The sequence below is a fragment of the Tessaracoccus antarcticus genome, assembly GCF_003688855.1.
In the GTDB taxonomy this organism is placed as follows: domain Bacteria; phylum Actinomycetota; class Actinomycetes; order Propionibacteriales; family Propionibacteriaceae; genus Arachnia; species Arachnia antarctica.
In genome coordinates this window covers 1489330-1501888 of sequence record NZ_REFW01000001.1, presented here as the reverse complement: position 1 = coordinate 1501888, position 12559 = coordinate 1489330, and the positions used below count along the sequence as shown (strand labels likewise).

General features: G+C 67.2%; 12 protein-coding genes. 5 read left to right on the top strand and 7 right to left on the bottom strand.

What is annotated here, in order from left to right; genetic code table 11:
- Window positions 1-52 precede the first annotated feature (52 nt).
- A complete protein-coding gene (locus EAX62_RS06600; RefSeq protein ID WP_407703309.1) occupies window positions 53-1324 on the bottom strand; it encodes a M18 family aminopeptidase in 1272 nt (423 codons plus the stop codon).
- Between EAX62_RS06600 and EAX62_RS06595 the strand changes: the two genes are divergently transcribed.
- Together EAX62_RS06595 and rmuC are read left to right on the top strand one after the other, a co-directional pair.
- Window positions 1314-2210 carry a rhomboid family intramembrane serine protease gene (locus EAX62_RS06595; RefSeq protein WP_121900775.1) on the top strand — a complete coding sequence of 299 codons (897 nt, stop codon included), beginning with the start codon at window positions 1314-1316 and terminating at the stop codon, window positions 2208-2210. The two genes, EAX62_RS06600 and EAX62_RS06595, sit on opposite strands and share 11 nt — an antisense overlap.
- Window positions 2211-2265: 55 nt before the next feature.
- The gene (gene rmuC / locus EAX62_RS06590) at window positions 2266-3801 is read left to right on the top strand and encodes a DNA recombination protein RmuC (RefSeq protein ID WP_121900774.1); all 1536 of its coding nucleotides are present in this window, start codon (window positions 2266-2268) and stop codon (window positions 3799-3801) included.
- A 3-nt stretch (window positions 3802-3804) separates the two neighbouring features.
- Here the strand turns inward: rmuC and EAX62_RS06585 are convergent, their stop codons facing one another.
- Genes EAX62_RS06585 through EAX62_RS06575 form a run of 3 tightly spaced genes read right to left on the bottom strand, consistent with a single transcriptional unit; the run spans window position 3805 to window position 7100 of the window.
- Window positions 3805-5172 carry an ABC transporter permease gene (locus EAX62_RS06585; RefSeq protein WP_121900773.1) on the bottom strand — a complete coding sequence of 456 codons (1368 nt, stop codon included), beginning with the start codon at window positions 5170-5172 and terminating at the stop codon, window positions 3805-3807.
- Between the two features lie 3 nt (window positions 5173-5175).
- Complete coding sequence (locus EAX62_RS06580; protein WP_121900772.1) at window positions 5176-6330, bottom strand: COG1361 S-layer family protein; 1155 nt, start codon at window positions 6328-6330, stop codon at window positions 5176-5178.
- The gene (locus EAX62_RS06575) at window positions 6327-7100 is read right to left on the bottom strand and encodes an ABC transporter ATP-binding protein (protein ID WP_121901058.1); all 774 of its coding nucleotides are present in this window, start codon (window positions 7098-7100) and stop codon (window positions 6327-6329) included. Before EAX62_RS06575 ends, EAX62_RS06580 begins: the two co-directional genes overlap by 4 nt.
- A 216-nt stretch (window positions 7101-7316) precedes the next feature.
- On the opposite strand from EAX62_RS06575, the gene ilvA reads away from it, so the two are divergent.
- Window positions 7317-8585 (top strand): threonine ammonia-lyase IlvA, encoded by a 1269-nt coding sequence (ilvA, locus tag EAX62_RS06570; protein ID WP_121900771.1) that lies wholly within the window; start codon window positions 7317-7319, stop codon window positions 8583-8585.
- A gap of 19 nt (window positions 8586-8604) precedes the next feature.
- Here the strand turns inward: ilvA and EAX62_RS06565 are convergent, their stop codons facing one another.
- A complete protein-coding gene (locus EAX62_RS06565; protein WP_121900770.1) occupies window positions 8605-9585 on the bottom strand; it encodes a 4-hydroxy-3-methylbut-2-enyl diphosphate reductase in 981 nt (326 codons plus the stop codon).
- Window positions 9586-9620: 35 nt separating this feature from the next.
- On the bottom strand, window positions 9621-10421 hold the full coding sequence (locus tag EAX62_RS06560) for a YwiC-like family protein (protein WP_121900769.1): 801 nt from the start codon (window positions 10419-10421) through the stop codon (window positions 9621-9623).
- Between the two features lie 50 nt (window positions 10422-10471).
- Between EAX62_RS06560 and xseA the strand changes: the two genes are divergently transcribed.
- Together xseA and EAX62_RS06550 are read left to right on the top strand one after the other, a co-directional pair.
- Window positions 10472-11692, top strand: a complete 1221-nt coding sequence (gene xseA, locus EAX62_RS06555; RefSeq protein ID WP_121900768.1) for an exodeoxyribonuclease VII large subunit — start codon at window positions 10472-10474, stop codon at window positions 11690-11692.
- Window positions 11685-11891: an exodeoxyribonuclease VII small subunit gene (locus EAX62_RS06550; RefSeq protein WP_121900767.1), complete on the top strand. Its 207-nt coding sequence runs from the start codon at window positions 11685-11687 to the stop codon at window positions 11889-11891. The genes xseA and EAX62_RS06550 overlap by 8 nt, the downstream gene beginning before the upstream one ends.
- Here the strand turns inward: EAX62_RS06550 and EAX62_RS06545 are convergent, their stop codons facing one another.
- Window positions 11892-12443, bottom strand: a complete 552-nt coding sequence (locus tag EAX62_RS06545; protein ID WP_158600577.1) for a DUF4245 domain-containing protein — start codon at window positions 12441-12443, stop codon at window positions 11892-11894.
- Window positions 12444-12559 lie beyond the last annotated feature (116 nt).

Sequence of the window (12559 nt, the reverse complement as noted above, 5' to 3'; positions counted from 1 at the left end):
TCGTGCGGCTTCCTGTCCGCGACGATGCCAGAGACACGGGTCGGTGCGCCAGTCAGCCGGCCCAGTAGGCGCGCAGTGCCCGCGCCAAGAGCAGGGGGTCCTCGACCCCGCACATCTCGCGTGCCGAGTGCATGCTCAACAGCCCGATGCCCACGTCGACGGTGGTGATGCCCAGCCGCGTGGCGGTGATGGGACCGATGGTGGAGCCGCAGGGCATGGCGTTGTTCGACACGAACACCTGCGTCGGCACCCCGGCGTCGTTGCAGGCCTTCAGCCAGATGGCGCCGCCCACGGCGTCGGTGGCGTAGCGCTGGTTGGCGTTGAGCTTGATGAGCGGTCCCCTGTTGGGCAGCGGAGCCACGACGGGGTCGTGGTGGTTGGGATAGTTGGGGTGGACGACGTGCCCCGTGTCGGCGGAGACGCAGGACGAGCGGGCCAGCATGGCGCGGGTGCCGTCCATGTCAAGTCCCAGGGTGGAGGCGATGCGGTAGACCACATCCTCCAGCAGGGGTCCGGCGGCACCGGAGCTGGTGGCCGAGCCCACCTCCTCATGGTCGAACGCGGCGAACACGGCGACGTCCCCGGCCCCCTCGAAGTCCTCGATGGCGCTCAGCGCAGCATGGGTGCTGGAGAGATTGTCGAGCCGCCCCGAGGCGAAGAACTCGTCGTGCAGCCCGAAGCGCGCGGGAGCGGCGACGTCGAACGTGAACAGGTCGTGCAGCGCCACATCGTCGACGCTGATGCCCGCCAGCTCGCACAGGTACGGCAACAGCCCTCCCCGCGGTGCCATCGCCAGGACCGGCTGCATGCTGGTCTGCCGGTCCAGCTTCAGGCCCTCGTTGACCTGCCTGTCGAGGTGGATGGCCAGTTGCGGGATGCGGGCGATGGCGCCGGTGCGCACCAGGTGTTGCGCGCCGTCGCGGGTGACGATGCGGCCTGCGATGCCCAACTCTCGGTCCAGCCACGAGTTCAGCAGCATGCCGCCGTAGATCTCCACACCCACTTGGCTCCAGCCTGCGCTGGTCAGCAGTGCCCCTGGCTTGACCTTGAACGCCGGGGAGTCGGTGTGGGTGCCCACCACACGGAACCCCGCCCGGGGTGTCACGTCGTCTGGCTGCACCCACGCCACGACTGCGCCGTGACGCACCAGGAACCGGCGTCCGGGCCCCTTCGGGAAGGGTTGGGTTTCCGCCACCCGCTCGAACCCGGCAGCCTCCAGTCGGGTCGCGGCAACGTCCGCGGCATGGTACGAACTGGGCGAAGCAGTGACGTAGGCCGACAGATCATCGAGGTGATCGCTGGAAGTTGTGAACATGACCACCAGTAAACACTGGTCACAGTTGGAGCGGCATGACACCCTTGGGGATGTGAGTGCACACTTCTCTTCCCGGCCGCGCGAGGACTACTGGTTCAGCATCGGTCGGCTACAGGTCACCTCGACGCTGGTTGCGGTGCTGGTCGGCGCTGTCGGGATGCTGGCCTGGGTGTTCACCGGCGGCCTCTCCCAGGCACTGACCGCCTTCATCCCCGAAGCCATCTTCAGCGGCCAGGTGTGGCGCATCTTCACGTGGCCCGTCGCCGAGTTCCTGAACCTGTGGCAGGTCCTGATGCTCGTGATGCTGTGGTATTTCGGGCGCGACATCGAGAGCACCATCGGTCGCAACCAGATGGCGAAGCTGTTCTTCGGGATCTGGGTGTCCCTGACCGCGTCCGCCCTCATCATCGGGGTCCTGCTTCCGGGAGTTGCCCTGGCAGGCCTCCGCGAGGCCCAGTTCGCCATCCTCCTGCTGTGGATTGCCGAATACCCCACCCGCAAATTCTTCTTCGGCATACCGGCCTGGGTGCTGGGCTCGGTCCTGCTGGGCATCCAGATCCTCCAGATGATCGGCGGAAGGCAGTGGGGCGAGCTGTTCGTCCTGCTGTTCGGCCTGCTGGGCGTGGCCATCGCTGCGCGCCGAGTGGGGTTGCTGTCCAATGCATCGTTCATCCCCGGAGGTGGCCACACCCGAAAAGGGACCGCACACGGGTCGGGCAGGAAGGCCTCGCAGCACGCCAGGTCCCACACGCCCACGCGCCACGAACGCCGCCACACCTCTGACGAGGACCGGATGGATGACCTTCTGGGCAAGATCAGCGCCGAGGGGATCCACAGCCTCACCAAGGGCGAGCGTGCCGAGTTGGAGAAGCTGCGTCAGAGACGACGCCGCTGACCGCGCAGGCGGGTCGCTGATCAGAATTGTCTGCCGCCACTGAAATAGTGGGGGTATGACCATCACCGATGTGTTCGTAATGCTCCTGGTCCTCGGTGCGGGAGCGTTCCTGGGCTGGTTCCTGACCCGCCGCTGGTCCGCCGCACGGGCTGCCGGCGAGGAGTCCCGGGCCATCACTGATGCCAGGTTGGATGCCCAGACCGCACGCGCTGAAGCCAGCCGCGCGCGTGAGGAGGCGGCGGCCAGTAGGACCGAGGTGGCGCAGCGAATCGCAGAACAGGCCAACATGCGCGCCGCCGTGGCGGAGGCGCAGAGGCAGGTGGCCGACGAGCGCACCGCCACTGCCCTGGCCACCTCAGCCACCTCGGAGGCACTCTCCCAGCTCGCGAGCGCCCGTGCGCAGCGAGATGCAGCCATCCAGCGGGCCGGTGAGCTCGCCGCGGACCGGGACACCATGATGAACCAGTTCAAGGTGCTGTCCGAGGAGTCCCTCGAGAGGCAGGGCAGGAAGGCTGAGAAGACGGCCACGGACAGGATGGCCGCCACCCAGCAGCTCGTGACCCCGCTGGCGGAGGGGCTGCGCCAGCTCAATGACCGCCTCAATGACGTGGAGAAGGAGCGCTCGCGGCTCGCCGCTGAGTTGGGCGAGCAGGTCCGGGCCGTGAAGGACTCGGGTGAAACCATCCGCCGCGAGGCCCTCAACCTCAGCAATGCTCTCCGCACACCCCAGGTCAGGGGCGCCTGGGGGGAGCAGAGCCTCCGCCGCATCGTCGAGATCTCTGGGCTGACGAGCCGTTGCGACTTCGACGACCAATTCACCTACACCACCACGGAGGGCGACCGCTTCCGCCCCGACATGCGCATCAACCTCTCCGACGGCAAGATCATCTTCGTTGACTCCAAGGTTCCACTCTCCGCGGTGCTCGAGGCCTACAACACCGAGGACGAGGCTGAGCAGAAGAGGCACCTCGGCAGGTTCTCCGGACACGTGCGCAAACACATCGAGGACCTGAGCGGCAAGAACTACTGGCAGCTGGACTCCGGCTCCCCCGAGTTCGTGGTGTTGTTCCTGGGCAGCGACGAGTTCTACAGGCTCGCCCAGGAGCAGATGCCCGACCTGCACGAGTTCGCGGCGCGCCGCAACATCATGCTGGCCTGTCCCGGCACGCTCATCCCCATGCTCCACATCGTCGCCCACGGCTGGAAACAGGCAGGGCTGGCCGAGTCCGCTGCAGAGGTGACGAGGCTGGGGCGGGAGCTCCACGAACGCATCTCCACCATGGGTGAGCACTTCGACAAGCTGGGCAGGTCCATCAACTCCACCGTCGGCCACTTCAACAAGGCCGTGGGAACGCTGGAGAGCCGCGTCATGGTGACGGCGCGCAAGTTCCGTGACCTGCAGGTGACGGATTCGGACCTGCAGCAGTTGACTGCCGTGGACACGAGCACCCGCGACGTGGTGGTGCCCGAGATGTTGGAGTACCACGACCCCCGTACGGAGCTGTCGCTGCTCGACGACGGCGACGATGTCCTGGAGACCCGCGCCACCGTGCGCCGGCTCACCCGACGCACGGGCACCAACGACGACTGACACCTACTGGGCGCGGATGGCCTCCAGCGGGCTCAGCCGCATGGCTCGATGGGCCGGCAGCAGGCCGGCCAGGGTGCCGATGCTGGTGGCGAAAACCACTGCGCCCAGCATGAGCCACACGGGAATCACGGAGATCGTGCTGTCCAGGCCGCCCCCCATCTCAGCGCCGGAGGAGGCTGCCACCACCGCGTTGATGAGCGCCGAGATTGCGAGACTCAGCAGCAGGCCCAGCAGTCCGCCGAAGAACCCGATGGCTGCCGACTCGATGAGGAACAGTTTGCGAATGTCGGAGAGGGCGGCACCCAGGACCTTCATGACGCCGATTTCCTTGGTGCGCTCGTACACCGACATCATCATCGTGTTGGCGATGCCGATGGCCGCCACAAAAAGCGAGACGAACCCGATGCCACCGAGGACTGCCTGAACGAGCACGGCAGTGTTCTGCGCCTCACGGATCCATTCGATATCGCTGTGGGCCTCGTATCCCTGCTCCTGCAGGCCGGTGTACAACAGCTCGGCGGCTTGCGTGTCCGCGGCCAGCAGGCGGAACTCGCTGTAGATGAATCCTCGCTTTGGCTTGCCGGCCGCCGTGGCGGGCTGGCTGGGCAGCGCCTTCCCCGGGAATGCCTTTTCCAGTGCATCGACGAGCGACGTCTGGTCCGCCGCGACCATGTAGGAGTAGGGACCCCATTCCTGTCCCTGCCCGGACAGGATGCCCGCCGCCGGAACGATGAATTTCTTGGGAGGCTTGGGCGGTGCGGTCGGCTCCTCTTCCCCGCCATCCCCGTTCCCGGGCATGGGCACCTGATCGTAGGGGTCGTTCTCCGGGAAAGTGACGAACATGGGTTGCGACATCAAGTCGATGTCCGCGGGCTCGCCCGTCATCGGGTCGTAGAAGTTCTGGCTCACCATGTTGCCCAGCACCAGCGACAGTGGGGCTCCCTTCTCGGGCATCGCACCGGATTCAAACGGCACGTTGAGTGCCTCGATGGCATCCAGCGGCACCCCCTCAACCTCCAACCATGTGGTGTAGGCGCCCACCCGGATCTCCATCTGGACCCTGTAGACAGGCCAGACCACCTCCACTCCCGGCAGTGTCTCCAACGCCGTCAGCATTTTCTCGTCCATGGCTGTGGGAAGACTCGCACCCGTCGATGCCTCCTTGGGTGGAGGCGCGGTCACGGTCACCTGACGCAGCGACAGGTTGGTCTCCATCGACCCCGTCATCGACGAGGACAACCCGACGCCGATCGACACCATGACGATGACCGAGGTGGTGCCGATCACCACGCCGAGCACCGTCAGCAGGGTGCGGAAGAACCGCTGGCGCAGGCTCGAGAGGCTGGCGCCGATGAGGTCCGACCAGCGCACGGCTCAGCCCCGCAGGTGGTCGGCAGGCATCAGCGGATCGTCGCCGATCATTGCCAGGGATTCCATGTCTCGTTGCTCACGCCGGCGCCGCCGCGAGCGGCCGACGAGCAGGACGATCACGATGACGAGCAGCACGAGGAGCGTGAATCCGATGATGAGGGGAAGCCACGGGAAAACCATCCCCGTGTCCGTGGGGAGTTCCTCCGTGGGGTAGGGCTCCTCCATGTTCATGGGCATCACGGACAGCGGTACCTCCTTGCTGAGGGCCGTCACCTTGCCGTCAACGTCCTCGTAGGTGACCTCGATCACGAGCGGCTGCGTGGCCTCGTCGTCGGCGTGGATGAGCATGTCAACGGCGCCGGAGGTACCGGGCTCGATGGTGCCGATGAACATCTCCTCACCGGAGACGGGTTGCCCCTCCTTGACCACGGCCTTGGCGTTGTACAGCTTGGTCTTTCCCTGGTTGTGAATGTTGAAGGTGACAGAGGCATCCTGGCCCACCTCGATCGCCTCCGGCATGACCTGTGGCGCCGACGTGTCGGCACGAATGCCCTGCTTGACCTGCACCGACACGGTCTCCTGTGACTGGTAGGCGTTGGCCACCGTGTCCTCGTATTCCACGAGCAACGTCATCTGGTACGGCTTTTCCTCCAGCGACGGCAGGGAGTGGAATGCCATGGTTTCGATGGACTCCTCCCCCGCCCTGATCCGCTCGATGAACATCGACGAGGACCCGTTGGCGGGCAGGAAGGCTGCCCCCTCGCCGGAGGACAGGCTCACCTTGATGTTCTGCACGCGGGTGGCCCTCGACGTGTTCTTGAGGGTGAACGAGACGCTGAAGTCCTGCCCCGCCACCACCTCCGCGGGTGCTGTTGTGAATCCGGACAGCATCACACGTGGCACGGAGATGCCGGGCGGCGCAGCGACGGGATCGCCGGATCCGGGATCACTGCCGCCGCCGGTGCCCGGAGTACTCCCACTCCCGTCGCCGTTGCCGCCCGCGTCCCCACCGCCGGGGCCCCCACCGGCGCCATTTTCCGACGGTCCGATCTGGTCGCCCAGGGGAGCATCACCCGGGGAGGCGTGCGCCGCGAGCGCCGTGCCGCTCAGGCAGAGCACCATCAGTACGGTCATGACCGATGCAGCGAACTTCTTCATGTGGACACCTTTGTTCCAGTGCGTGTGGGGTTGTGCAGCTCGTTGTGGTCGGTGTGGGTGACGTCGGTGATGCGTCCGTCCCCGATGGAGACGATCGTGTCGGCAAAGCTGGCCAGGTGGTGGTCGTGCGTGACCATGATCCAGGTCTGCCCGAAGCGTCGGATCACGGCCCGGAACAGGGACAGCGTCTCCTCCGACGTCTTCGAGTCCAGGTTGCCGGTGGGCTCATCGGCGAACACCAGCGTCGGCTGCACGGCCATGGCGCGCGCGATGCCCACCCGCTGCTGCTGGCCGCCGGAGAGCTGGTTGGGTTTGTGGTGCATGTGGTGTTCCAGCCCCAGTTGTGTGAGGACCACGCGGGCGCGTGCCAGCCGCGTGCTCTTGCTGGTGCCGCGGAAGGACAGTGGCAGCGCCACGTTCTCCAGCGCGGTCATGGACTGCAGGAGGTTGAAGGACTGGAAGATGAAGCCCACCTGCTCCCGTCGGTACTTGACGAGCTGCGACTCGGAGAACTTGTGGAGGGGCTGCCCGGCCACGTGGATCTCACCACCCGTTGGTTTCTCCAAGCCTGCGAGCATGTTCAGCAGCGTGGATTTGCCGGAGCCTGAGGTCCCGACGACAGCCGTGAAGGAGCCCCGCTGGATCCGGAGGTTGACGTGGTTGAGCGCAACCACCCGGGAGTCCCCCACCCGGTACACCTTGCTGAGGTCACGCGTCTCCACGAGGGTCTCCCCGACTTCCGGGAGTCCCACGGGTGCAGCGAGTTGCATCGAGGCCACGTTGCCTTCCTTCACTGTCGTGCGCTGAGGGTGAGACTAGGGCGCTTCGGATCATCCCGTCCCCCGCGACACGCAGCCATGGACCGTGGTCTGACAACCGTGGCCGCAGGTCTGACGAGTGGCCGGAGCACTCCTTCGGCCCGTTGCACGGCTGGGGCATCCTGCCAAGGTCGCGTCCCGGCACGCGGCGGGGACACAATGGGGCCCATGAGTGCGCTGACTGACCTGGCCGAGATGATCCCCGCAGCCGCCGACCGGCTTTTCGGGGTCGCGACGCGCACCCCCGTCCAGCCGAGCATTCGCCTGTCGGAGGCGACGGGGTGTGATGTCTGGTTGAAGAGGGAGGACCTCCAGCCGGTCCGCTCGTACAAGTTGCGCGGCGCGTACAACCTCATCAGTCAACTCTCCGAGGAGGAGAAGGCCGCGGGCGTGGTGTGCGCATCCGCCGGCAACCATGGACAGGGACTGGCCTACAGCTGCGCCGCCCTCGGCATCTCCGGCACCGTGATCGTCCCCACCACCACGCCGCGGCAGAAGCGTCAACGGATCATCAACCTGGGTCGCGGGCACGTCGAACTCGTCATGCAGGGCGCGAACTACGACGAGGCCGGCACCGCCGCAGCCGCCCATGTCACCCAGCACGGTGGCACCCTGGTCCCTGCGTTCAACGACCCCCGCACCGCCGCAGGGCAGGCCACCGCCATCGTGGAGGCCTTCGAGCAGCTGGGCTTCGTGCCCGACGTCGTCGTCCTGCCCGTTGGGGGTGGCGGGTTGTTGGCGGGCGTCGCCGCATGGCTGCAGACAACGCACCCACAGGTCCGGCTCGTGGGCGTCGAGCCGGAAGGCGCGGCCTGCGTGGCCGCCGCGCTGTCGGCCGGCCACCCCGTGACACTGCATGACATCGACACCTTCGTCGACGGCGCCGCCGTCAGCCGCATGGGTGACTACACCTACTCCGTCATCGTGGACGCTGACATCGAGCTCACCTCCGTCCCGGAGGGGCAGGTGTGCTCCGAGATGCTGGAGATGTACCAGGTGGACGGCATCATCGCGGAACCTGCCGCGGCGCTGGCGTCCGCCTCGTTGCCGACGGGGGGCGTCGGCCCCCGGATCACCCTGGAGCCGGGTTCACGCGTCCTGGTGCTGGTCTCCGGCGGCAACAACGACGTGGCCCGCTACGCCGAAGTGGTGGAACGCTCACTCGTCCACGAGGGGCGCAAACGCTACTTCATGGTGGAGTTCCCGCAGGAACCGGGCGCGCTGCGACGCTTCCTCAACGACGTCCTGGGCCCGGAGGACGACATCACGTACTTCGAGTACATCAAGCGCAGCAGCCGCGACACCGGCCCGGCCGTGGTGGGAATCGAGCTGGGGCACCCGAGCGCCTACCCGTTCCTGCTCCAGCGGATCACCGAATCGGGGTTCTGGGTGGAGGAGATCCTCTCCACCAGCCCCTTCTTCCGTTTCCTCATCTGAGGCAAACCGGGCGAGCGGCTCAGTACTTGTGGGCTGACGCCTTCAGGTCGCGGCGCAGCTCGGGAGGCAGCGAGAACGTGAGGTTCTCCTCGGTCAGCCGCTCCTCCTCCGCCACGGGGTAGCCCCGCTCCAGCAGGAACTCCAGAACACCCTCCACCAGTTCCTCCGGTACGGAGGCACCACTGGTGACCCCGACGGTGGACACGCCGTCGAGCCATTCAGGCTTGATCTCGGTGTTGTAGTCCACGAGGTAGGAGGCCTTGGCGCCCGCTTCGAGCGCCACCTCCACGAGGCGAACCGAGTTGGACGAGTTGACGGAGCCCACCACGATCACGAGGTCGCAGCGCGGCGCGATCTGCTTGACCGCCTGCTGGCGGTTCTGGGTGGCGTAACAGATGTCGTCCGACGGCGGGTCCATGAGCATGGGGTACTTCTCACGAAGCCGATCCACGGTCTCCATGGTCTCGTCGACGCTGAGCGTGGTCTGGCTGATCCATGCCATCGAGGCGTCACCGTCCAAATCGAGCGCGTCCACGTCCTCGGGGCGCTGCACCAGGGTGGTCCGCTCCGGCGCCTGCCCCATGGTCCCCTCGACCTCCTCGTGGCCGGCGTGGCCGATGAGCAGGATCTGGACGTCCTTGGCTGCGAAACGTTGCGCCTCGCGGTGCACCTTGGTCACGAGTGGGCAGGTGGCGTCGATGGTTTTGAGTTCCCGTACGGCCGCTTCATCATGGACGGCCGGCGAGACGCCGTGGGCCGAGAACACCACGCGGGCGCCCGTGGGCACTGAGTCGAGTTCGTCCACGAAGATGGCGCCGCGCTCCTCGAGCGTCCGGACCACGTGCTTGTTGTGGACGATCTGTTTCCGCACGTAGACGGGGGCACCATAGGTCTCGAGCGCCCGCTCCACGGTCACAACGGCGCGATCGACACCCGCGCAGTACCCGCGCGGGGCGGCGAGGATGACTCGCTTGGGCGTCTGGTCAACTGTTGAGGACATGCCCCCAGTCTAGGAGACGCGGCCAGAGGCGGCCATCAGCTGCACAGGAGGACAGCCACGAGGGCACCGGTGGCCACGAACTCGCCGATGCCGGCCGCTGCGGCCGTGACGTTGCGTCCCCGCAGCGGACCGAGGCCGGGCACCACCAGGGCCCTCAGTGCCATGACCACGAAGAAGCCTGCAAGCAGTCCACGCGGCATCGCTTCCGGAAGAAAGTACGTGCCAAGCACGCACCCCACGTGCCACACCACGGAGGCCACCACCCAGCCGGGGCTCCCCCGTTTTCTGATGAGGGTCTTGACGTAGAGCACCGTGCCGAAGAAGTACGCGAAGCACACCAGTGCCACACCCAGCAGTGCGGGCGCAACCGTCCACGGCCACAGGGCGTCGCTGCCCAACACCAGGGGCAGAAGGCTCGCGGCTGCCACCGTCGCCGCACCGGAGCGAAGGCTACGCTCAGCACGGCGCCATGCCAGCCAGAGCGACGTGCCCACCAGAGGCGCGAACACAGCAGCCCAGGTCCACCACTGCGGCCGCAGCGCCAGCGCGCCGAGACCCAGCACCACCGTGGCGATGGCATACGTGGCAACGGCAGGCAGGTAGCGCGGCTTGAGCCGTGAGCGCAGCCACTGCGACGTGGCGAAGAAGGCGAAGTAGCCCGTCAACCAGCATGCCAGGAGCATCAGACCAGAGGCGATGTCACCACCGTCGCGCAGCGCCAGCACGAACCCCAGCAGCCACGGCACCGTCACCATGGCCCAGGCCCCGTGCTGGTTGGGCATCCAGCCCTGCGCGCCCCGCCGCTTCCGGGCGGGGCGGGTGGCAGTGGCGGTCATGCCGTCATCCTACGAAGCCGCTGGCGGGGCCCCGCACTAGGGTGGCGTCCATGGCATTGGAGAGCTCCCAGGAACAGCCGCAGCCGCTCGGCAGGGTGGTGATGGCGGTCAAGGACTGGGTGGGGCGGTGCAACGAGATCTGGGTGGACGCGCAGGTCATCGAGATCAAGCGCCGCAGCGGACCTACGCAGTTCCTGACGTTCCGGGACCGCATCGCCGACATGTCCGCCTCCGTCACGGTCTCGGCCATGGTGCTGGACGCCGCCGGGCCGTTGCCCGAGGGCTCCCGGGTCACGGCCCGCGTCCGGCCCCGCGTCTGGGAACGCAACACCTCACTGAGCTTTGAGTGTCTGGAACTGGTGGTGGCCGGGGAGGGCAAACTGCTGGCCCGCCTTGAGCAACTCAAGCGCACGCTGCAGGCCGAAGGACTCTTCGAGGCACACCGCAAGAAGCGGCTGCCGTTCATCCCCCGTCGCATCGGGCTGGTCACCGGTAAGGGATCCGATGCCGAACACGACGTCCTCAGCAACGTGGCGCGGCGCTGGCCCGCCGTGTTCACCGTGGCCCACTGCCTCGTGCAGGGTCCGAACTCCGCGGAATCCGTCATCACGGCCATCCAGCGCCTGGACCGCGACAAGGAGGTCAACGTCATCATCGTCGCGCGTGGCGGCGGCCGCCTCGAGGATCTGCTGTCCTTCTCCGACGAGGGTGTGGTGCGGGCCGTCGCCAACTGCAGCACGCCTGTGATCTCCGCCATCGGGCATGAGCAGGACGTGCCCCTCCTGGACTTCGTGGCCGACATCCGCGCCTCCACCCCCACCGATGCGGCCAAGCGCGTGGTGCCCGACTTCGACGCCGAGGTGGCGCTCATGGGGCAGGCCAGGGATCGGCTCGACGATGCCATCGCGCACCGCCTGGACCTCGCCCAGCGCAGCCTTGATGACCTCCGCTCCCGACCTGTGCTGCGGGACCCCGGCAGCGCCTTCTCGGCACACGGCGACCGCCTGGACCTGCTGCGCCACCGCCTCGCCTCCGGCATCGACGCCGCACTGCGGACCGAGGAGGGCAGCCTCCGTACCGCGCTGGCCGGGGTGCGTGCCATGTCTCCCAAAGCCACCCTGGAGCGGGGCTACGCCGTCCTGTTCGACGGCGATTCCACCATCTCCTCCATCCACGACACCTCACCGGGCACCGCCATCCGTGCCCACCTGGCCGATGGCCAGCTGGACCTTCAGGTCACCGGAACCCACGAACAGGAGAACCATGGCTGAGAAGCCCTCTGCGGAGACACCCACCTACGAAGCGGCGCGCGAGGAACTCGGGGAGGTGGTGCGCAAGCTCGAGTCCGGCGGGGTTCCGCTGGCAGAGTCGATGGCGCTGTGGCAGCGCGGCGAGGAGCTGGCCTCCCTGTGCCAGAAGCACCTGGAGGACGCGAGGGCCCAGGTCTCCAAGGCCCGCGAGAACGACTGATCAGTGTGTGGTCAGGGTGCCCGCGAAGGCATCGAGCTGCTCGAAGGTGGTGTCGCCTGAGACCACGGCCACCATGTCGCCGTCGCGCCACACCAGGCTGCGGGTGCGGTCGCCGTCGGAGATCCAGTGCTCCCAGGAACGCCCGGCGATCTCACTGGTCTCCGGCTTCCTCCGGCCGTCCTGCGTGACGTCCGACACGAAGGTGGCGGTGCCGCGGTCGCGCTGCTGAACGGCCACGTAGATCTGGTTGGGCGCCAGGTAGCCCAGCTGCCACGAGTTGCCCACGGCGGGCTCGTTCGTGATCCAGGCGTCCCCGTCAGCGGCCCAGGCCACACGCACCGGCACCCAGTCGGCAGGCAGGTTCGTTGCCCGCAGAACGGGGTAGGGCGACTGTTCCTCCGCCTTGGCCAGCACGGATGCCACGTCCACCGACTCCACCTCGGGTGCGGGATCGCTCGTGAACAACCACGTGATGAGCGCCAGGGGGACCAGCAGCACCAACATCGAGAGGACCATGTCACGCGCCCGCGCGTTCGAATTTCTGCCAGCCATGCCCCCATGGTTCCACGGACCATGAAAGGCACCACATCCGTGCCGCTCCGTGGCCACGTCCCACCGGACACCCCACGCAGGAATGTCGACCATCGCACCGCAGGGGGCTCCCCCAT

Excerpts from the sequence above, each read along its gene's own strand:
- EAX62_RS06580 (WP_121900772.1), bottom strand. The coding sequence starts at position 6,330 with ATGAAGAAGTTCGCTGCATCGGTCATGACCGTACTGATGGTGCTCTGC.
- EAX62_RS06575 (WP_121901058.1), bottom strand. The coding sequence starts at position 7,100 with ATGCAACTCGCTGCACCCGTGGGACTCCCGGAAGTCGGGGAGACCCTC.
- EAX62_RS06550 (WP_121900767.1), top strand. The coding sequence starts at position 11,685 with ATGGCTGAGAAGCCCTCTGCGGAGACACCCACCTACGAAGCGGCGCGC.
- xseA (WP_121900768.1), top strand. The coding sequence starts at position 10,472 with ATGGCATTGGAGAGCTCCCAGGAACAGCCGCAGCCGCTCGGCAGGGTG.
- ilvA (WP_121900771.1), top strand. The coding sequence starts at position 7,317 with ATGAGTGCGCTGACTGACCTGGCCGAGATGATCCCCGCAGCCGCCGAC.
- rmuC (WP_121900774.1), top strand. The coding sequence starts at position 2,266 with ATGACCATCACCGATGTGTTCGTAATGCTCCTGGTCCTCGGTGCGGGA.
- EAX62_RS06545 (WP_158600577.1), bottom strand. The coding sequence starts at position 12,443 with ATGGCTGGCAGAAATTCGAACGCGCGGGCGCGTGACATGGTCCTCTCG.
- EAX62_RS06595 (WP_121900775.1), top strand. The coding sequence starts at position 1,314 with ATGACCACCAGTAAACACTGGTCACAGTTGGAGCGGCATGACACCCTT.
- EAX62_RS06560 (WP_121900769.1), bottom strand. The coding sequence starts at position 10,421 with ATGACCGCCACTGCCACCCGCCCCGCCCGGAAGCGGCGGGGCGCGCAG.
- EAX62_RS06565 (WP_121900770.1), bottom strand. The coding sequence starts at position 9,585 with ATGTCCTCAACAGTTGACCAGACGCCCAAGCGAGTCATCCTCGCCGCC.